The organism is Burkholderia sp. BCC1998 (assembly GCF_905339875.1).
GTDB lineage: Bacteria > Pseudomonadota > Gammaproteobacteria > Burkholderiales > Burkholderiaceae > Burkholderia.
In genome coordinates, this window is record NZ_CAJPHE010000018.1 from 33,271 (window position 1) to 53,711 (window position 20,441).

Consider the following 20,441-nt stretch of genomic DNA (forward strand, 5'->3'; position numbering starts at 1 on the left):
CAGGCATTTGCGCGGTGCGATGTCGGCGAGGCCGGTCCTTTCGGGGCCGGCTTTTTTTCTGGTTTCGCCGCCGACGGACATGCTAGGATTTCTCTCAAACAACTTCGGAGACAGCTATGCCGTTCATCTGCGAAAACGTTGAATGTCGTGCCGTGCTGGCGCGCGGGCAGGTCAAGTCTCGCCAGGATGATGCGGGATGGTGCTTCTACTGCCCGGACTGCAAGGCCAGGAACGAGTTGATGGCGATCGGCACGGCCGGTGGCTCCGTCGAACTGGTTCAGCCGGAGCGAGCGAGCCCGCCGCACAAGGTCGTCGCGACGGCCCGGCCACTGGACGACGGTAAATACGCGGCGCAGTTGCGCGTTCAGCGGGCGCTGGCGGTGAGGGGAACCTACGCGGCCGAAGAGCACTGGGAGCAGCTCGGTGTATTCCCCGATGCGCAGGAGGCTGTCGAGCATGCGAAGTCGTTCGCAACCGACCTGCTGGAGCGGGCGGTCTAGTCACACACAGCACACCGCACACCGGCGATCCACCTGTTTCCCGTCACGACACCGGGCTGCGGCCCGGGTGGCGTGACGGGCCGGCCAGCCCGCCACGGGCCGTTACATCACGCCGCCGCCGCTTCTCGCAGACGGAATTGCGCGACGGCATCGCTGAGCCGCGCGCCCTGATCCTCGAGCGACAACGCCGCGGCGGCCGCTTCCTCGACCAGCGCAGCATTGCGCTGCATCGTCTGCTCCATCTGGATGACCGCGGCATTCACCTGCTCGATGCCGGCGGACTGCTCGTCGAAGGCGATGCTCGTTTCGCCCATGATCGCGTTCACGCGCTCGACCGCGACGACGAGCTCGGTCATCGCCGACCCGGCGAGTGCGACGAGGCCGCTGCCGTCTTCGACGCGCTGCGCGGAATTGCCGATGAGTTCGCGAATCTCCTTCGCCGCCGATGCGCAGCGCTGTGCGAGCCCGCGCACCTCGGTCGCGACGACGGCGAAACCGCGCCCCTGTTCGCCCGCGCGCGCCGCTTCGACGGCGGCGTTCAACGCGAGGATGTTGGTCTGGAATGCGATGCTTTCGATCACGCCGACGATGCCGGAAATCCGCGCGGAGCTGTGCGAGATCGCCGACATCGTCTCGACGACGCGCTGCATCGCGTCTCCGCCTTTTGCCGCGATGCCGGCCGCACCCTCGGCGTAAGTGCGCGCATCGCGTGCGTTGTCCGCGTTCTGGCGTACGGTTGCCGTCAGCTGCTCCACGCTCGCCGCGGCTTGCTGCAGCGAGACGGACTGCTGCTCGGTGCGCGCGGACAGGTCGACGTTGCCGCTCGCGATCGTGCGCACGTCGCCGACGATCGTCTCGGTGCTCGCGCGCACCTGGCTCACGGTTTCGACGAGGCCGTCCTGCATGCGCTTCAATGCACTCAACAGATACGCCATTTCGTTTTCGCCCGGAATGACGACCGCGCCGGTCAGGTCGCCTTTCGAGATCCTGTCGAAATGCGCGACGGCGAGATGGATCGGCGCGATGATCGCCTTCGCGAGCACGCGCTGCGCCAGGAAGCCGACGACCAGCGCGAAGGCGGCGACCGCCGCCATGGCCCACACGATCCGGTGGAAGCGTTCCCCGGCCGCGTCGTAGCGCGCCTTCTGGCGCGCGACCTGGAACGATTCGAGCGCATCGATCGCTTCCTGGTAGGCAGTGAAGAGGGCCGGCGGCGCGGTGCGGTGCGTGTCGAGGAAGTCGAAGGCGTTGTCGTGGTCGAGTTGCGACATCGCTTTCAGGAAAACCTGATCGAGCAAGGTGCGACGGCGCTGCTGCAGCGTATCGAACAAGGCCTGCTCGTCGGCATCGCGCGCATGCAGCCGCGAGTACGCGTCCAGTTCGTCGTCGCTCTGCTTGAGGAGCGTGTGGAGCTGCGCGATTTCCGCCTTCGCGGGCTGGCCGGCGCTGATGATCTGCGCGACGTCGCTGACGCGTTCGCGCAGCACGAGCATGCGCTCCGAGCTGGTTTTCAGGTGCAGCAGCGACGCGGTGTCGTCGCGGTACATCGCTTCGAGCGAGCCGTTGCCGGCGTAGAGCGCGGCGATGCACGCGCCGACGACGAGTACGAGCAGCGCCGTATAACCGGCGACGGTCGCGACGAGGCCGCCGCGGATGGTGAGTTTTCGCATGACGTTCCCTTGCCGGCGGCCCGACGGGCGGCCGACGGCGGATATGGATTCCGGATCACGAACGACGACGGGCGCCGCGTTGCAAGGCGGGGCGCCGGGACTGCGAACGGGTTAACGGCGGGCCGGGCGAGGGGGTTTTATCTGCACGCGACGCGAATCTGAATGATTGCGACAGCGGGGGCGGAAGAGGATGCGCGCTCGTGAAGCACGCCATGCCGATCGTCGAGGCCACGTCGCATGCGCCGCTCGGGATGCACCCGAATCGTCCGTGGCCCCGGCCATCTGCTAGTTGCCATCACCCAGTCGCGACCGGATCTCGGCGATCGACCGATCGCGCTGATGCGTGGCGAACTGCCGGGTGTTGCCCTACGGATCCCCGGCCATCGCTCGCCTGTCGCCGTATCGTGTGTCGACCGCCGCCTCCATGCGGCCGTCAGCCTCCGGTCCTGAACCCCAGTGCCGCGGCCTTCGCGCGCAACTCGGCGAAGCGGTCGACCGCCGGATTGGTTGCGGGATTGGCCGCCGGATTGGCCGCCATTTGAGACGGATCCACGCCGGTAACCGAACCGGGCGACGACGGCGCGGTCGTCCCCGGACACGTTCCGCCGAACGGACCTTGCGGGACCGTGAACGCCGGAGCGTCCGTGCGCGGCGCGTCGTTGAAATCGAGCGCGTAAGCGAGATTGAAGGTCGCCGGATCGCTGCCGCGCACGCCGAGCGGTTTCAACCCGAAACGCCATTGCAGCAGCGCGTGAATCGAGCTCGGGTCGAACGGGTAGCGCGTCACCGCGCCTGCCCGCACGCGCGGGCCGAGCAGGGCGAGCGGCACGCGAAAGCCGAGCTTGCCGTCGTTGCCGAGCGCGAGCTCGTTGTTGCTGATCGGCCGGATCGGCGGCACCACGTGCTCGAGAAAACCGCCCCACTCGTCATAGACGACGATCATCAGCGTGCGGTTCCAGGTGGGACTCGTGCGCAGCGCGTCGTACACCTGGTTGAGAAACGCCTGCCCGTCGCGGATGTCCGCATGCGGATGGTCGTCCGCGGACGCACCTTGCAACTCGCCCGCGAAAACCGGGTCGACCATGCAGAACGGCGGCAGCGTTCCCGCCGCCGCGCTCGACAGGAAATCCGCGAACACATGCGAGATGCCGAGATAGCGCGTGCCATACAGCGCGGTGAACGGCACGTCGTGGTAGTAGTAACTGCAACCGATGCTGGCGTCGCTCAGGTTGTCCCAGATCGTGCGCAGCGACGAATTGTCGGGGGTATCGGTGAGGCGGTCGGTGGCGCCGCTGTGCAGGTAGAGGCGATTCGGAAACGTATTGGTCAGCACGCCGCTGAAGTAGAAGTCGCCGATGGTGTAGCTGCTTGCCGCCGCGCTGAAGAACGGCAGGTCGGCCGACGTGTAATAGCCGATGGGCAGCAGGTCGCCCTGGGTCAGGCTCGTTCCAGGCGTCAGGAGCCAGCCGTTCATCTCGCCCGCAGCCAGTTGCGTGCGCGCGCCCTGGTAGGTGTGGTTCGGGTCGTGGTACGCGCATGCCTGATAGCCGTAGGCGGGATTGGCCGACAGCGGAAACGGTGCGTTGGTCCCGCCGAACGCGTCCCTGAACTGCCGATTGGCGGGCATCCCCTCGGCACCCGGCACCCAGCTCATGAAATGGTCGAACGATCGATTTTCCATCGTGACCAGCACGATGTGATCGATGCCGGAACTCGCCGGATCGGGCAACGCCGGACGCGGCAGGCTGTAGCGATTGCCGCCGTTCGGCGACGGCGTGTCGCCGATCGATGGGGCGCGCGCATTGCCGTCCACGGCCGATATGCCGTCCCCTCCGCCGCCGCAACCCGGCAGTGCGACACTGCCGGCCACCGCGGCAACGCCGGCGAGAAAGCGGCGGCGATCGTAGCGGCGATATGCATTCGTCTCGTCCATGACAACGTCTCCTTCGTTATTGAATGCGGCGCTGGCCAGCCGATCGCGCATCGCGGCAGCCGCGAAGCGACGCGCGCTCGCCGTTCGAACAGGCGAGCGGGCGCAAGGCGCAAGCTTCGTGCCTGTCGCTGAACAGATGGCACTTCGTCGGTGATTGCGAATAGCGAAGCCGTCGTCAGACGATGGGTCGATGCCATTGCACCGGGCGTGGGTCGAAAGGAGTCGACGAACCGGTTCCGGAAAAGAAGAAAGGGGCGTCGCACTCGCATGCGCCGCCCCTTTCGGCCACCGGCCGCAACCGGCCGAGTCTGTCAGTTGTAGATATCGAACGAGAAATACTTCTTCGCGATCCGTTGATACGTGCCGTCCTGGATCAGGCTGGCGAGCGCCTGGTTGATCTGCGTGCGCAGCGCGTCGTCGTCCTTGCGCACGCCGATCGCCGAACCGACGCCGAGCGTCTTCGGATCATGCAGCGGCGGCCCCGCGAACGCGAAGTTCGCGCCCTTCGCGGTCTTCAGGAAGCCGAGATCGGCCTGTACCGATGATTGCAGCGACGCGTCGAGACGACCGGAAATCAAATCCTGATAGACGAGGTCCTGCGTCTGGTACGTGCGCACGATCACGCCCTTCGGTTCCCAGTACGTGCGCGCATAGGTCTCCTGCGTCGACCCCTGTTCGACGCCGACGCTCTTGCCGGCCAGCGACTCGGCCGTCGGCTGCAGGTTCGCGCCGCGTCGCGCGACGAGGCGCGGCGGCACGTTGTTGATCTTGTCGGTGAACGCGATCTGCGCGAGGCGCTTCTCGGTCACGCTCATCGACGACAGCACGCCGTCGAACTTGCGCGCCTTCAGCGCCGGGATCATCCCGTCGAAGGCGTTCTCGACCCACACGCAGCGCACCTTCATGCGTTCGCAGATCGCGTTGCCGAGATCGATGTCGAAGCCGACGAGCGTGCCGTCGGGTGCGAGCGATTCGAACGGCGCGTAGCTGGGATCGACGCCGAGGCGCAGGACGGCCGGGTCTTTCGCGGCGGCGGCGCCGGCCGTCAGCGCGAGCGCGACGGCGATGACGAGCTTTTTCATGATTGTCTCCTTACCGATTGATGTCGTTCTGGGGTGAAGCGAATGGCGGCCGATGGGCGTGACGGCCCGCGCCCGGCCATGCGCGGGCGGCTGGACGAGCGCCGCAAGCGGCCGGCGATCGTCCGGATCAGGGAATCCGGTGGTGCGGTGTCAGCGCGCGGCGCCGGTGACGCGCGCCATGCTGCGCCGGTAGCCGGCGGGCGAGAACGTGGCGTTCAGCGCGGCCATCGACGCGATCACGCCGAGATGCATCCACCACGCGATCGCGAAGCCGCCGCCGGCGTCGCGCAGCCAGCCGATCAACCACGGGCTCGCGGCGACCGTCAGGAAGCCGACGCCCTGCACGAACGCGGCGAGCGCACCCGCGAGCCGCGCATCGGGCAGGTGATCGAGCGTGACGATCAGGCTCATCGAGAAGAAGCCGCCGAGCCCGATGCCGACGCTCGCGACCCACACCCACGGCGCGAGCGCGGGCATCGTCGCGAAGCCGGCGAAGCCGGCCGTCTGCAGCGCGAGCGTGAGCCACAGCACCGGGCGGCGATCGTGCGAACGTTTCGCGAACATCGGCATCGCGAGCGCGCCGGCCGCCTGGAACAGCGCCATCCACGCGAGCAGGTTGCCGCTCGCCTGCGGGTTCATGCCGACGCTGCGATAAAACGCGGGCAGCCACGCGACGAGGCTCGCATAGCCGCTGTTGCTGAGGCCGAAGAACAGCGCGAGTTGCCATGCGCGCGGAATGCGTACGAACGCGGCGACGGGCGCCGATGCGGCCGCCGCATGCAGCGCGTCGCGCGGCGCCTTCGCGCGCCACAGCGCGAGCGTGACGAGCGCGGGCACGGCCCACACGGCGAGCGACAGATGCCAGCCGCCGTGCGCGGCGAGCCACGGACTCGCGACCGCGCCGAACGCACCGCCGCCGACCAGCGCGGCCGAATAGAGGCCCATCGCGAGCGGCAGCCGGTCGACGAACCAGCGCTTGGCGAGGCCCGGCGCGAGCGACTGCACCACGGCGACGCCCGCACCCGCGACGATTGCCGTGACGGCCAGTCCGGTGCTGCCGTCGCTCCACAGGCGCGCGGTACAACCCGCGGCGATCAACGCCAGCGCGGCGAGCAGCGCGCGCTGCTCGCCGACGCGCCGCGCGAGCCCGACGCCGATGCCGGCGACGACACCCATCAGCACGAACGGCAGCGTGGTCAGCAGCGCCGCCGCGCGGAAACCGAGGCCCGTGTCGGCACGCACGAGGTCGAGCACGGGGCCGAACGCGGTCAGGAACGGACGCAGGTTGAGCCCGGCCAGCACCAGCAGCGCGAGCGCGCCATAGGACACGGAAGCCGCATGCGGGCGGGAAACGGCTTGCGCGGTGCCGGGGTCGGTCATCGGAATGCTCCAGAGGGGGCCGGTGGCCCTGTGATGCGATGCCGAAAGGGTAAAGGCGCGCTCGTCCAGGTGAAAATTAAATATTCGACTGGCAATCAGTGCGGTTTGCGATGGCGCGGCGCCGCGTGACGGGGCCGGATGGGCAATGTGCAGCGCGCGTGCATGACGGGCGCGCAGGATGCACGCCCGTTTCCGCGATCCTTCATTCGACCGGATGCAGATCCTGCAGCAAGGTCGGCACGAGCTCCGACACGGTCGGGTGGATGTGCATCGTGCGGCTGATCGTCGTGTACGGCGCGCCGGCGGCCATCACGTCGAGCATGCCGTGCACGACCTCGTCGCCGGTCACGCCGAGGATCGACGCGCCGAGAATCGCATGGCTGTCCGCGTCGACGATCACCTTCATGTAACCCAGGCTCTCGCCTTTTTCCACCGCACGGCCGACGCGCGTCATCGGCCGCGTGCCGACCAGCAGCCGGCGGCCGGTCTGCTTTGCTTCCGCGAGCGTCATGCCGATGCGGGCGAGCGGCGGATCGATGTACATCGCGTACGCGTTGATGCGGTCGGACACCTTGCGCGGATCGTTGTCGAGCAGGTTGGCCGCGACGATCTCGTAGTCGTTGTACGCGGTATGCGTGAATGCGCCGCGCCCGTTGCAGTCGCCGAGCGCCCAGATGCCGGGCACGCTGGTGCGCAGCTGGTCGTCGACCGTGATGTAGCCGCGCGCGTCGGTCGCGACGCCGGCCCGCTCGAGCCCGAGATCGTCGGTGTTCGGCACCCGGCCGACCGCGAGCAGCAGGTGCGAGCCCGCGACCTCGCGGCGGCCGTCGGTGCAGTCGAGGCCGACCGCGACGCCGTCGCCGTCGCGCCGTGCGCTCAGGCAGTTCGCGTCGAGCTGCACGTCGATGCCTTCGTTCTCGAGAATCTCGCGCACGGCCTGCGACACGTCCTCGTCCTCGCGATGGATCAGGCGCGCGCCTTTCTCGACGATCGTGACCTTCGAGCCGAAGCGGCGATACATCTGGCCGAATTCGAGCCCGACGTAGCTGCCGCCGATGATCACGAGATGCTCCGGCAGGAAGTCGACGTCCATCATCGTCGAGTTGGTCAGATAGGGCACCGAGTCGAGGCCCGGCATCGGCGGGATCTGCGCGCGTCCGCCGACGTTGATGAAGATGCGTTCGGCCTCGAGCACGTCGTCGCCCACGCGCACCGCATCGGGCCGCTCGAATCGGGCATGACCCTGAAACACCGTCGTGTGGTCGAGCCCGCGCACCCATTGCTCGACGTTGTGGTTCGAGCGGCCGGAGATCCGGTCCTTGCGCGCCTTCACGGCCTTCATGTCGACGCTGACGGGGCCGACCGACACGCCGTATTCTTCCGCGCGCCGCGCGAGTTGCGCCGCATACGCGCTTGCGATCAGCGTCTTGGTCGGGATGCAGCCGGTGTTCACGCAGGTGCCGCCGAAGCGGCCGCGTTCGACGATCGCGACTTTCATGCCGGCGCCAGCGAGCCGCGCGGCGAGCGGCGGCCCGGCCTGGCCCGTGCCGATGACGATCGCATCGAAGTGTTGCGTCATGACGTCCTCCTGCGCTGGTGCAACGTGGGAAGGGACCACGCGCAAGCCGCATGCCGCGCCGGCGCGCGCCCGAACGACGACGAGCGCCTATGGTAGACCGGTTGGCGGGGGGAGGCGAGTCGTACGGATGCGCGCGCGGCGCAACCCGGTTCAGGATGGCCGGCGGGGCCGCCTCACGCCCGGCCGCGGTGCGGCCTCGCCCGTGCAGGCGTGCCTTGCACGAGAGTTCAGTCCTTGCGCCGCCATTGGCCGAACGACACCGGCCGGTGCGCATCGGCGCGCGTGACGGTGACTTGGTCGGGCTGGTCGTCGAGCGGAAACGATTCGGTGTAGATCTCGCTGGAGAACAGCCAGCCGCGGGTGCGCGGGTCGTAGCGGAACGTCACGAAGTCGCTCCAGTGTTGCCCGCAGGCGACGAAGTTCTGCACGGTGAAATAGCGGCCTTTCACCGCGAGGCCGCTGTCGGCGGTGTCTTCAGGATCGAACGGATCGCACTGGCCGCCTTCGTTCGCGCGCAGGACGATGTGGTCGTTGCGCGCGGCGAGCCGGTATGCGCGATCGGCCTGCTCCTCGAAGATCAGCAGCGGGCGCGGCGACGGCTGCGCGCGCGTATCGGCTTCGCGATGCACGACGACGAGCAAGCTGCGCCGTCCGTTGCCGAGGTCCGGCCCTTCCTGCGCGACGAGCGGCCGGTAGCCGGACGGCAGTTGCGTCGCGACCGATGGCGGCAGGCCGCCGGCGCGTGCGCCGGACGACAGCGCGGCGAGCAGCGCAACCAGGGCGCAGCGTGCGGTGGCGCTCATCACAGATCCCGCCCGAGGAACTCGGTGCCCGGCACCGGATTGAACGCGACCGGTGGCGCGGGCGTGAAGCCGAGCGAACCATACAGTTGCCTTGCGGCGACGAACTCGGGCAGCACGTCGAGGCACATCCGCGCATAGCCGGCCGCCTTCGCGTCGCGCAGCAGCCGTTCGACGAGCTGGCGGCCGGCGTTCAGCCCGCGCGCGTCTGGGCGCACGTACACGCGCTTCATCTCGCACGTCGTCGCGTCGATTTCGCGAAACGCCGCGCAGCCGACCGCGCGCGCGCCGTGCCATGCGAGCAGCAGTTGCCCGCGCGGGGCGGCGTATTTGCCCGGCAGCGCGGCGAGCTCCGGCTCGTAGTCCTGGAACGCGAGGCTGACGGTGGGGCTTGCGATGTATTCGCGGAAGATCGCTTCGACGACGGCGGCATCGTCGGGATAGCGGGCGGCGCGGATCTCGATCATGGGGCGGGGCGCGAGGGCGGGAACGGCAGCCAGCATAGCAGCGCGCGGGCGCTTTCGGCGGGCGGCGAAGCGTGCCAGAATCGTCGGCTTCAGCGTCGGCTGATCGATGCGATGCGACTCGATTCTCGACGCGACACGCAGGCACCGGTGTTTCGGCGCCGTCGACCAAGGAGACTTCGATGACTGCATCGGCTGCCGTACTCGCCATTCTGGCCGCGCTGTGGCTTGGCGCAATGATTCCGGGACCGAGTTTCGTGCTGGTCGCGCGCAATTCGATCGGGCTGTCGCGCCGCGACGGGCTCGCGACCGCGCTCGGCATGGGCGTCGGCGGGATCGCGTTCGGCGGCGTCGCGCTGGCCGGGCTCTACACGCTGCTGCAGGCGGTCGAATGGCTGTACGTCGGGCTCAAGGTGGCCGGCGGCGCATACCTGATCTACATGGCGTCGAAGATCTGGCGCGGCGCCGATCGGCCGATCGCGATGGACGACTCGCAGGCCGTCGTCGCCGGCAGCGCGCGCAAGTCGTTCTGGACCGGCCTCACGACCCAGCTGAGCAATCCGAAGACGGCGATCTGGTACGGCAGCATCTTCGCGGCGCTGTTGCCGCAGCATCCGCCGCTGTGGTGCTACCTGGCGCTGCCGCCGCTCGTGTTCGGCGTCGAATTCGGCTGGTACACGATCGTCGCGCTGTGCTTCTCGACTCGCCGGCCGCGCGAACTCTACCTGCGCGCGAAGAAGTGGGTCGACCGCGTCGCGGCCGGCGCGATCACGCTGCTCGGCCTGCGGCTGATCCTGAACGCGCCGAAAGCGGGGATCTGACGGCAGGCGGTGCCACTCGCGCGCACCGCCGTTTCATTCCCGACGGGCATGCCGGTGCGGCCGGTCAGTCCGTCCGGTGGCGGGACGGTCCAAGTCGGGCGATTCTTTTGGGCCCATCCGCCCCGTCCGCCCCGTCCATCAGCCCATCCGCCCCATCCGCCCATCCGCCCATCCGCCCATCCGCCCAATCCGCCAGCGCGAGCGCGCGTCACACCGCCGGAAACCGCTCCAGCAGTGCCGCGAACCGCGCCTCGTCCGGAAACGCCTTCACTTCATACCGCACCGGCCGGTGCGCGGTGGCCGTCATCAGGTCGCCGCACGCGTCCCGCAGCGCGGCCATCGGCACGTGCGCCGACTGCCGCGTCGCTTCCCGGTAGAGCACGACGATGTCGGTCTCGGGCAGCAGCGTCGGCACGCCGTCGCTCCACACGCTGACACTGAACAGCTCGCCGTTCTGCCGCCGATACACGGTGTAGGTCGCCACGAAGATGTCGGTGCCGTCCCGCTTGTGCAGGTCGTCCAGCTGCGTGCGCTGATCCTGGTAGTCGCCGGCGAGTTCGTCCACGCGCAGCGCGTGCAGCTTCGCCTCCAGTCCTGCCGGGATGAAGTTCCGCCATGCGGCGCCGTCCCAGCGCAGCATCAGCGGCGGCAGCGGACGCGGCTGCGCGCGCGCGTGTTCGGCGAGTTCGACCATCGTCGCGAGCCCGGCCGTGTTGCGGTCGCCGGTGAGCAGCAGCACGGCCCGGTTCGGCGCCATCACCACCGGCGCGCCGGAGATCGGCTGGCGATGCAGCAGGTCGGTCAGCAGCAGCCGCGACGCGTCGTAGTAGTCGCCGAACTGCGACAGGAACACGCCGTCGCGCAACGCGACCCACGGTGCCGACGACGCGCCGCGCAGGTTGTCGATCGCGATGTCGCAGGCGGCGTCGAAGCTGACGCCCCATTCGGCGAGCCGCGCGCTCGTCAGCCGCGCGACGCTGAATTCGCCGTCGTACGCGATGCCGATCTCGAGGTTCTCGCACAGTGGCCGGAACGCCACCTCCGACGCTTCGGGCTGTCCGGCGAGCTGCAGTGCGACCGTGCCGCGCTCGGTCGCGCTGCGGATCACGGGGCGCAGCCGCGCGCGCACGTCCGCGAAGTTCGCCGGAATCTCGTGCTGCATCATCGCGTTCGCCTGGCGCAGCAGCGTCGCTTCGCGCTCGGTGGGCTTCGCGTCCGCGTAATCGCGGAACAGGTTGTGGAGGTTGATGATGTTCGACGGGGCATCGGCTTGCACGAGACGGCCCTTGTCGTGCTCGTGAAGCCACTCGCGCGTGTCGCCGGTCGCGCGCAGCGCGGCGATCAGGCGTTCGGCGAAGTCCTGCCGGCTGGGCGGTTTGCTGAAGCGCTCGCGCAGGCGCGCGACGAAGTCGGAAATCATCGTATGCGGTCGGGCGGGCCCGTCTGTTATTGATCTCTCGTTGTCATGGGCGGCGCCACCCGTCTCCCGGGGGCGCGCGCTGCGACCCGCCGATATCGGCCGGATACCCGGAATGCGGCCGGTGGCGGCCCGCGCGCCGGCTGCATGGCGGCGCGGGCCCGCGTCGGACGCGATTCGCGTGGCGGGTGTCGCGATGGTACCGCACGTCCGTGATGGAAACGCGTGTGGGTGAACGTTTGTTGATGCACAGGCGAGAGCACCGAGCCCCGAACCCCGAACCGGCCCGCGCCGGCCCGCTCCGGCTCTGGAACGCGGCCCGACTCGTCGCCTGACCCACGCCGGCTCTGGCGAAAACCCCGACAACCGCCCCGCGAGCCTTGTACGGCGGGCGTTCGCGCCGGTTGCGCGGCGTGCCGTGCCGGGCCGCTTCCCCGATTCTGGCGGCCGACCTCCCGACGACGTGTAAACTGCTGCCTTTTTTGACGGTTTGCAGCATGGTGCAAGCACCCCCGCGCCCGGCACTGAGCGGCCCGACGCTCGTCCGGCTGCTCGCGCGCCTGACCGATGCCGACGTCGCGGAATCCCGGCAGACGCTGTCGGACCGCCTGAGCCAGTGGCTCGGCTGGACCGACGCGATCACGCTGTCGTCCGCGCTGAATGCGAGCCCGCCCGGCGTCGCGGCCGGCGTGCGCGGTTACGACGCCGAGCGCGACTGCGCGCGCGTGCGTCACGACCTCGCGCAGGCGATCACGGCCGCCCACCGTCCGCGTACGCGGCGGCGCCCCGGCGAAATGCCGCCGCCGCCCGCCGACACGGCGGACTTCGCGGATTTCCGCCAGAGCTGTCTGTCCCTGCAGCAGGAAATGGAAACGGCGATCGGCCAGTTGCGCGGCCGCCTGCGGGTCGCGCTGGCCGCGCGCGCGTCCGGGATGGCGCGGCTCGCGGCGCTCGACGCGATCATGGAGCGCGTGCTCGGCGCGCGCGAGCGCAGCCTGCTGTCCGCCGTGCCCGCGCTGCTCGGCACGCGCTTCGAGCGGCTGCGCGACGCGGAACGGCAGGCGCTGGCCGACGCGCAAGCGGCGGCCGCTGCCGATCCCGACGGCGACGCTCCGCCCGTCGCGGCGATCGTGCCCGGCACGTGGCTCGACACGTTCCGCAACGAGATGCAAAGCATCCTGCTCGCCGAACTCGAAGTCCGGTTTCAAACGGTAGACGGGCTGCTCGCGGCCCTTCGTACCTGCTAATCCCTACGCTATGTCCAGAATTCGTCTTGATCTCGTTGTCTTCATCGCCGGCCTGCTCGCAGTGTGCTGGATCGGCGTTGGCTATGTCGCGTCGAACCCGCTCGCGACGGCCGTCACGCTGCTGATCGGCGCATGCTACGTCGCCGGCGCGTGGGAACTGTGGCGCTACCGGCAGGCGACCACCACGCTGTCGCGCGCGGTGGCCGGGCTCACCGAACCGCCGGCGCAGCTCGACACCTGGCTCGACACGCTGCCCGCGGGCCTGCGCGGCGCCGTGCGGGCGCGCGTCGAAGGCGCGCGCGTCGCGCTGCCGGGCCCGTCGCTGACGCCGTATCTCGTCGGCCTGCTCGTGCTGCTCGGCATGCTCGGCACGCTGCTCGGGATGGTCGTCACGCTGAAGGGCACGGGCGCCGCGCTCGAAAGTGCGACCGACCTCGACGCGATCCGCGCGTCGCTGATCGCGCCGGTGAAGGGCCTCGGCTTCGCGTTCGGCACGTCGATCGCGGGCGTCGCGACGTCGGCGATGCTCGGCCTCCTGTCCGCGCTCGTGCGCCGCGAACGGCTCGACGCGGGCCAGCAACTCGACGCGAAGATCGCGACGACGCTGCGCGTGCATTCGTCCGCACACCAGCGCGACGAATCCTTCCGGCTGCTGCAGCGCCAGGCCGACGTGATGCCGGCCCTGGTCGACCGGCTGCAGACGATGATGACGACGCTCGAGGCGCGCAGCGTCGCGCTGCACGATCGCCAGATCGAAAGCCAGCAGGCGTTCTTCGATCGGACCGAGCGCGCGTATGCGGGCCTGGCGTCGAACGTCGGCGATGCGCTGAAGGAAAGCGCCGCCGAAAGCGCACGGGTGGCCGGTGCCGCGCTGCAGCCGGTCGTCGCGGCGACGATGACGGGGCTCGCGCAGGAGATGGCCGCGCTGCGCGACACCGTGACGGGCGCCGTGCAGCGTCAGCTCGACGGGCTGACCGACGGTTTCGAGAAGACCACCGGGAACGTGACGGCCGTCTGGAACCGCGCGCTCGACGAGCAGCGCCGCGCGGGCGACGCCGTCGCGCAGCAATTGCAGACGACGCTCGGCCAGTTCACCGACACCTTCGCGCAGCGGTCGACGGACCTGCTCGACGGCGTCGCGACGCGCCTCGAATCGACCGAAAGCCGGCTGTCCGACGCGTGGCGCGATGCGCTCGCGCGCCAGGAGCAGGTCGGCGCGACGCTGGCCGGCCAGCATGCGCAGGCGCTCGGCGAAGCTGCCGCGACCTTCGAGCGGCATTCCGGCGCGGCGCTCGCCGCGATGCGCGAGTCGCATGCGGGGCTGCAGACGCAACTGGCCGCGCGCGACGAGGAACGCCTGGCGGCGTGGAATGCGTCGCTGACGGCGATGGCCGCGAAGCTCGGCGACGAATGGCAGCGCGCGGGCGCGCACAGCGCGGGCCGTCAGCAGGAAATCTGCGATGCGCTGGCGCAAACGACGCGCGATCTCGCGGCACAGGCGTCTACGTTCGAACAACGTTCGAACGATTTGCTGTCGACGATCCGCGACTCGCACACGGGGCTGCAAACGCAACTCGCGGCACGCGACGAGGAACGTCTGTCCGCATGGAACGACTCGCTCGTCGCAATGGCGACGAAGCTCGGCGACGAATGGCAGCGTGCCGGCGTGCACAGCGCGGGCCGTCAGCAGGAAATCTGCGATGCGCTGGCGCAAACGACGCGCGATCTCGCGGCACAGGCGTCTACGTTCGAACAACGTTCGAACGATCTGCTGTCGACGATCCGCGATTCGCACACGGGGCTGCAAACGCAACTGGCCGCGCGCGACGAGGAACGTCTGTCCGCATGGAACGACTCGCTCGCCGCGATGGCTGCAAAGCTCGGCGACGAGTGGCAGCGCGCGGGCGTCCACAGTGCGGGCCGTCAGCAGGAAATCTGCGACGCACTCGCACAAACGACGCGCGATCTGACCGCACAAGCAGCGACGTTCGAGCAACGTTCGAACGACCTGTTGTCGACGATCCGCGATTCGCATACGGGCTTGCAGACGCAACTCGCGGCACGCGACGAGGAACGTCTGTCCGCATGGAACGACTCGCTGGCCGCGATGGCGACGAAGCTCGGCGACGAGTGGCAGCGCGCGGGCGTGCACAGCGCGGGCCGTCAGCAGGAAATCTGCGACGCACTCGCACAAACGACGCGCGATCTCGCGGCACAAGCGTCTACGTTCGAACAACGCTCGAACGACCTGCTGTCGACGATCCGCGATTCGCACGCCGGCCTGCAAACGCAACTGGCCGCGCGCGACGAAGAACGCCTGTCCGCATGGAACGACTCGCTCGCCGCGATGGCCGCCGCGCTGCGCGACGAATGGGCGCAGACGAGCGCGCAGGCCGCGACGCGCCAGCAGGACATCTGCGACACGCTGACCCGCACCGCGAACGACATCACCGCGCAGGCGCAGGTGCATGCAAGCGACACGATCAACGAAATCTCGCGCCTCGTGCAGGCCGCATCGGAAGCGCCGAAGGCCGCGGCCGACGTCGTCGCCGAATTGCGCCAGCGCCTGTCCGACAGCATGGTGCGCGACACCGCGATGCTCGAGGAGCGCAGCCGCCTGCTCGCGACGCTCGAGACGCTGCTCGGCGCGGTCAATCACGCGTCGACCGAACAGCGCACCGCGATCGACGCGCTCGTCAGCACGTCGGCCGACCTGCTCGAGCGCGTCGGCGCGCGCTTCAACGACACCGTCGATGCCGAAACGCGCAAGCTCGATTCGGTTGCCGCGCAGGTCACGGCGGGCGCCGTCGAGGTCGCGAGCCTCGGCGATGCGTTCGGTGCGGCCGTGCAGGCGTTCGGCGAGTCGAACGACAAGCTGCTGAACCACCTGCAACGCGTCGAGGCCGCGCTCGAGAAATCGCTCGCGCGCAGCGACGAGCAGCTCGAGTACTACGTCGCGCAGGCGCGCGAGGTGATCGACCTGAGCATGATGTCGCAGAAGCAGATCGTCGAGGACCTGCAGCAGATCGCCGGTCGGCGGGCATCGGTCGGAGCGTAACGCATGCACGACGAAATCGACGACGGCGCGCCTTCCGCGCCGGTATGGCCCGCGTTCGCCGACCTGATGTCGGTGCTGCTCGGCGCATTCGTGCTGATCCTCGTCGGCGTGATCGGCATGCAGTTGCAGCTCACGTCGAAACTCGAGGAAGCCGTGCGCGCGCGCCAGCAGGAAGCGCAGCAGCGCAAGTCGCTCGAGGAGGCGCTGGCCGGGCCGCTCGCGGCCGGCCGCGTGACGCTCGTAAACGGCCGCATCGGCATCAGCGGCAACGTGCTGTTCGCGCTGAACTCCGACCAGTTGCAGCCCGAGGGCCGCGATCTGTTGAAGACGCTGGCTGCGCCGCTGGCCGCCTACCTGACGACGCGCGACGAGATCCTGATGATCAGCGGCTTCGCCGACGACCAGCAGGTGCGTGCCGGCAATCGCCAGTTCGCGGACAACTGGGAACTGTCGGCCAAGCGCGCGCTGACGGTCACGCGTGCGTTGATCGACGCCGGCGTGCCGGCGAAGTCGGTGTTCGCGGCCGCGTTCGGCTCCGAGCAGCCGGTCAGCTCGAATGCGGACGATGAAGGCCGCGCGAAGAACCGTCGCGTGGAGATCGCGCCGGTGCCGCGCAAGACCGCGTCGAGCGGAGGGAAGGCGAAGTGACGGACGACGCGACGCACGTGCGCGCGACGCTCGACGCGTGGCGCGAGCAGGGCGCCGACCGGCTCGATCCGGTGCGCTTCCATCGGCTCGACGCGCTCGAGAAGCGCGCGGCCGCGCTCGACGGCGATGCGCGCGCGTTGCTCGATGCGCGGCTCGCGATGCTGCTGGAAGGGTTTGCGCAGATCGTCGCGCGAGCCGGTGAAGCGGCAGCCGCCGGCTCAGCGGCGCAAGCGAACGCGCAGGCGCCTGCGCGTGGTGCGATCGGCGGGCTCGTCGAGCGCCTCGCGCGCGATGCACAGGCTGACCGGCGCGGGATCGATCCCGCGCTGATCGACTACTTCCGCGCGATGTGGTCGAAGGTTCGCACCGAACAGCAGTACCGCCAGTCGCTCGACCAGGTGCCGCGCAACGCGGGACCGCTCAATTCGAACAGCCTCGTGCACCGGTCGCTCGCGACGATGCGCGAGCTGTCGCCGGAATACCTGCAGCAGTTCCTGTCGTACATCGATGCGCTGGCATGGCTCGAGGATCTGGCCGGCGGCGGCGCGCAGCCGGAGAAGGAGGCGCCGCGCGCGAAAGCCGCGAAGACGCTGAAACCGGCGAAGAAGACCACGCGCACCAAGGCGCGATAACGCACGCGATTGCGTCGCGCCGATCGTTGTCTAGCGAGCGGTCGCCTGCTCGTCGATCGCCGCGCGCAGCGCGTGCAACGCGTCGGTCAGCGCCGATGCGAACGGCGGATGCGCGGCGATGCCCGCCGCGTCGAGCCGGCTGCCGAGGATCGGCAGCGCGATCGACGCGCGCTCGACGATGCACGCCGACATCACCGACAGCGTTTCCCGCAGCGCCGCGTCCGCATGCGTCGCGCGCGGCGACGCGTTCAATACCGCGACCGGCTTGTACACGACGGCCTCGCATCCCACGATCCAGTCCAGCGCGTTCTTCATCACGCCCGTCACGCCGTGCGCGTATTCCGGGCTCGCGATCAGCACGCCGTCCGCGGCGTTCAGCCGCTCGATCAGGTCGCGCACCGCGGCCGGCGACGGATCTTCGATATCGGGGTTGAACAGCGGAAACTCGCCGAGACGATCGAAACGCGTGATGCGCATCCCGCGCGGCGCAACGCGGGCGGCTGCGTCCAGCAGCGCCGCGTTGTACGACTGCGCACGCAGGCTGCCGCACAGCGCGACGATGTCGACGCGGCGCTCGGAATCGGTTCGGGGTTCGGTAGCCATCGAGGAGCGTAGGGGTGGGAGTCTTGCGCGGCGACGGCGCGCGGATCCGCGGGATTATCGCATCGGCGCGTGAGCGACGTGCCGCGCGTCGGCGACGCGGCGCAGGTGATGCGATTCGCGTCCGTCCCGCGGCAACTGCGGGTCCTGACGCCGGGTGGCAACCGTGTCGCGCATCCCGGTTGCCCGTCCCAGGTCATCGAGTGTCCATCCGTTGCCGAGCAACAGGCGGCGCGTATGCAGCGCACCGTACACGTCGTCCGCGACGATTTCGCCGAGATAGCGCAGCGCGCGGCCGTCGACGTCGACGAAACCGTGCCGGTAGTCGTGCGCGAGCGCGGTCCACAGCTGTGCCGCGCCGACCGACTGACGCGCGCCGCTGATCAGGCAGAGACCTGCGTCGAGTCCCCATCGGTACAGCGTCGTCGCAAGCCCTTTGCGTTGCGCGGACCCGCGCAGCCGCGTATGCGGCGCGCGCAGGTAGCGGTCCGCGCGGCGCGGCAGTTCGGGAAGGCGGTTGAAGATCGTGTAGCCGGCGAGCTGACGGGCCGACGGATCCTCGACGTAAAGGAAATATTCGCCGTCGGCCTCGCGGTGGCGGACGATCAGGCCCGAGTCGCCGAGCGCGACGGCCGGCAGGCCGTGCAGGCGATGGCCCGGCTGGTTCAGACGCGCATGGAGCATGTCGAGTTCATCGTCGATGTCGTGCTGGGAATGCTGTACGTCGATACGCATGGCAAAAGGCGCCCGTCCCGGGCGCATCGAGAAAGGGGTTCATCGCAAACGGGAAAGGAAATGGCAGCGGCCCCCGGGCTCGACGAGCGAGCCGGGGCCGCGAATCAGCTGGGGATGTGCTGGAAACCGGCGGCGATCGCGGCGAGGCCCGCGATGCAGAGTGCGAACAGGATCAGGACTTTGTGGATCACGCCTCTCTCCTCATGAACGCGCGGCGCCGAACGGCGGTGCCGCGGAGACGGTGATGGCGGGCACGGCCCGCGCGGCCGTCGTGCGGGACGACGGTCGAAGGTCCGGGCGGCAGGCGCGCGGACGGTCAGCACCATACGCGACGGGAACGGGGCGGGCAACCGGACGGCGGGAGAAAAGCGACGAAACGCGGGGAATCGAGGGTGTTTCGCGACAATCGGTCGCAAGGGGCGGGCGTGTCGACGTCGCGTGCCGGCGTTTGTCTCGAAATCACGTCCGCTTCATGGCAAACGGATTTCACCAGGATCGGACCACGGGAGCGGGCCCGTCCACGGATCGCCGAGCCGCAACGACCTTCTTCACCCGGTGGTTGCGGCGATCTCCTGGTGTTGCCGCCTCACCCCGCCTTCCGCACCCCGAACGCCTGCCTGATCCGCGCGAACAACCCATGCTGCGCGATCCATTCCGCATACGCGCGATAGTCAGGATCACGCATCAAATGACGTTCCTCCGTCTTCGCCCGCGTGTAGTAGATCAGATTGACCGCGACGAGCCCCGCGCCGTGCATCAGCCCGACCTGCCAGCCGAGCGGCTCGACGAACGGCACCGACACCATCCAGTACGACAGGTTCTTCGTGATGTACGCCGGATGCTTCGTGAAACGATACGGACCCGACGTGATGATCCCGCGGTTCGTGAGGTTCGAGAAACGCAGCCCGAACGAGATCGTCGACAGCGCATAGGTCATCAGCAGCAGGATGATCACCGCGCCCCAGATCACGCGCAGCGTCGGCGCGGACAGCAGCCAGTTGTCCCAGAACAGCGAGCCTTCGTAGCGGATGTAGTTGTTCGAGATCAGCGACCAGAACGGCTGGTAGCACATCAGCGCGGCGACCCAGCCGAGCGTGGTCGGCTCGACGGTGCGCACGTGGCTGTCGAGGATGCGGAACGTGCACAGGTAGCCGACGGTGCCGAACATCAGGTCCATCGTGAACGACAGGTCGTACAGGAACACGAAGGTCGCGATCGTCATCGGCGCGTTCACTGCGTGCGCAAGCGATGCGCTCAGGTGATCGGCGTCCTTCGACAGGTAGACCGTCATCAGCGGCAGGAAGAACGCCTTCACGCCCCAGCCGGCGAGCATCTCGCGCACGGGCTGCCAGCTCGCTGGCGGCTCGCGGCGGAACAGGTAGCGGCCCCACAGCAGGTACGCGTCGTCGGTCTCGCGCTGGTGGCGATCCATCCACGCGAAGTAGAACGGCGCGGCGACGATCACGTACGGCGCGAGCGAGCGCAGCAGCGACCAGAACGGCAGGTAGAACGCGCCGTGATATTCGGGCAGCAGCCAGTAGATCGCGGCGATGCCGGCGTAGATCGACGTCAGCGCGCCGAGCCGCGTCGCGACGCGGGCGAGCCCGAGCGGGCGCACGGCCTGGCGCGACAGTCCCGCGCTCGGGCGCAGATAGACGCGCGAGATGAAGATTTCGTGCAGCGCGATCGTGCCGATGATCGCGAGGCTGGCGACGACCGCGCGCGTGGCCGCATCGAGGCTCGGCTGGTCGCGCGTGATCCACAGCGCGAAGAGACCGGCCGCGATGCCGAGCAGGCCGGCGCGGAACGGCGTGGCGGAACGGGGCGGGCGGTCCTGGACCGCGGCGATGCCGTCGAGCGTGGAATTCATGATCG

Annotated in this window: 17 protein-coding genes; 6 read left to right on the forward strand and 11 right to left on the reverse strand. The window is 69.1% G+C overall.

Annotated features, from left to right (window positions below):
* Nucleotides 1–116 precede the first annotated feature (116 nt).
* Nucleotides 117–500: a hypothetical protein gene (locus tag U5A56_RS26570; RefSeq protein ID WP_124522053.1), complete on the forward strand. Its 384-nt coding sequence runs from the start codon at nucleotides 117–119 to the stop codon at nucleotides 498–500.
* Between the two features lie 107 nt (nucleotides 501–607).
* Here U5A56_RS26570 and U5A56_RS26575 read toward each other — a convergent pair whose 3' ends face one another.
* The 7 genes from U5A56_RS26575 to U5A56_RS26605 form a co-directional block, all read right to left on the reverse strand.
* A complete protein-coding gene (locus U5A56_RS26575) occupies nucleotides 608–2,170 on the reverse strand; it encodes a methyl-accepting chemotaxis protein (protein WP_044845338.1) in 1,563 nt (520 codons plus the stop codon).
* A gap of 433 nt (nucleotides 2,171–2,603) precedes the next feature.
* Nucleotides 2,604–4,103, reverse strand: a complete 1,500-nt coding sequence (locus tag U5A56_RS26580; RefSeq protein WP_321925392.1) for an alkaline phosphatase family protein — start codon at nucleotides 4,101–4,103, stop codon at nucleotides 2,604–2,606.
* Between the two features lie 311 nt (nucleotides 4,104–4,414).
* Nucleotides 4,415–5,185, reverse strand: a complete 771-nt coding sequence (locus U5A56_RS26585) for an ABC transporter substrate-binding protein (RefSeq protein WP_257770880.1) — start codon at nucleotides 5,183–5,185, stop codon at nucleotides 4,415–4,417.
* 150 nt (nucleotides 5,186–5,335) lie between these two features.
* On the reverse strand, nucleotides 5,336–6,565 hold the full coding sequence (locus U5A56_RS26590) for a cyanate transporter (RefSeq protein ID WP_321925394.1): 1,230 nt from the start codon (nucleotides 6,563–6,565) through the stop codon (nucleotides 5,336–5,338).
* Nucleotides 6,566–6,767: 202 nt separating this feature from the next.
* A complete protein-coding gene (locus U5A56_RS26595) occupies nucleotides 6,768–8,144 on the reverse strand; it encodes an FAD-containing oxidoreductase (protein ID WP_321925396.1) in 1,377 nt (458 codons plus the stop codon).
* Nucleotides 8,145–8,371: 227 nt separating this feature from the next.
* Nucleotides 8,372–8,947, reverse strand: coding sequence for a hypothetical protein (locus U5A56_RS26600; protein ID WP_321925398.1), 576 nt, complete (start codon nucleotides 8,945–8,947; stop codon nucleotides 8,372–8,374).
* Nucleotides 8,947–9,411, reverse strand: a complete 465-nt coding sequence (locus tag U5A56_RS26605) for a GNAT family N-acetyltransferase (RefSeq protein WP_321925400.1) — start codon at nucleotides 9,409–9,411, stop codon at nucleotides 8,947–8,949. Before U5A56_RS26605 ends, U5A56_RS26600 begins: the two co-directional genes overlap by 1 nt.
* Before the next feature lie 179 nt (nucleotides 9,412–9,590).
* On the opposite strand from U5A56_RS26605, the gene U5A56_RS26610 reads away from it, so the two are divergent.
* Nucleotides 9,591–10,229 (forward strand): LysE family translocator, encoded by a 639-nt coding sequence (locus U5A56_RS26610; RefSeq protein WP_321796578.1) that lies wholly within the window; start codon nucleotides 9,591–9,593, stop codon nucleotides 10,227–10,229.
* 208 nt (nucleotides 10,230–10,437) lie between these two features.
* Here the strand turns inward: U5A56_RS26610 and U5A56_RS26615 are convergent, their stop codons facing one another.
* Nucleotides 10,438–11,649, reverse strand: coding sequence for a hypothetical protein (locus U5A56_RS26615; protein ID WP_124522063.1), 1,212 nt, complete (start codon nucleotides 11,647–11,649; stop codon nucleotides 10,438–10,440).
* Nucleotides 11,650–12,143: 494 nt separating this feature from the next.
* On the opposite strand from U5A56_RS26615, the gene U5A56_RS26620 reads away from it, so the two are divergent.
* From U5A56_RS26620 to U5A56_RS26635, 4 genes are read left to right on the forward strand one after another with little or no spacing between them, the layout of a single operon-like run.
* Nucleotides 12,144–12,893, forward strand: a complete 750-nt coding sequence (locus tag U5A56_RS26620; protein ID WP_321925403.1) for a DUF3348 domain-containing protein — start codon at nucleotides 12,144–12,146, stop codon at nucleotides 12,891–12,893.
* Nucleotides 12,894–12,903: 10 nt separating this feature from the next.
* Complete coding sequence (locus tag U5A56_RS26625) at nucleotides 12,904–15,951, forward strand: DUF802 domain-containing protein (RefSeq protein ID WP_321925405.1); 3,048 nt, start codon at nucleotides 12,904–12,906, stop codon at nucleotides 15,949–15,951.
* 3 nt (nucleotides 15,952–15,954) lie between these two features.
* Nucleotides 15,955–16,599, forward strand: coding sequence for an OmpA family protein (locus U5A56_RS26630; protein ID WP_321925407.1), 645 nt, complete (start codon nucleotides 15,955–15,957; stop codon nucleotides 16,597–16,599).
* A complete protein-coding gene (locus tag U5A56_RS26635) occupies nucleotides 16,596–17,231 on the forward strand; it encodes a DUF2894 domain-containing protein (RefSeq protein ID WP_044845326.1) in 636 nt (211 codons plus the stop codon). The genes U5A56_RS26630 and U5A56_RS26635 overlap by 4 nt, the downstream gene beginning before the upstream one ends.
* A 30-nt stretch (nucleotides 17,232–17,261) precedes the next feature.
* Here U5A56_RS26635 and U5A56_RS26640 read toward each other — a convergent pair whose 3' ends face one another.
* The 3 genes from U5A56_RS26640 to U5A56_RS26650 all read right to left on the reverse strand — a co-directional run bounded on the left by U5A56_RS26640 (nucleotide 17,262) and on the right by U5A56_RS26650 (nucleotide 20,436).
* Nucleotides 17,262–17,834 carry an NADPH-dependent FMN reductase gene (locus U5A56_RS26640; protein WP_321925409.1) on the reverse strand — a complete coding sequence of 191 codons (573 nt, stop codon included), beginning with the start codon at nucleotides 17,832–17,834 and terminating at the stop codon, nucleotides 17,262–17,264.
* A 54-nt stretch (nucleotides 17,835–17,888) separates the two neighbouring features.
* Nucleotides 17,889–18,566 (reverse strand): histone acetyltransferase, encoded by a 678-nt coding sequence (locus U5A56_RS26645; RefSeq protein WP_321925411.1) that lies wholly within the window; start codon nucleotides 18,564–18,566, stop codon nucleotides 17,889–17,891.
* A gap of 586 nt (nucleotides 18,567–19,152) precedes the next feature.
* Nucleotides 19,153–20,436 carry an isoprenylcysteine carboxylmethyltransferase family protein gene (locus tag U5A56_RS26650; protein ID WP_044845323.1) on the reverse strand — a complete coding sequence of 428 codons (1,284 nt, stop codon included), beginning with the start codon at nucleotides 20,434–20,436 and terminating at the stop codon, nucleotides 19,153–19,155.
* Between the last annotated feature and the right edge of the window lie 5 nt (nucleotides 20,437–20,441).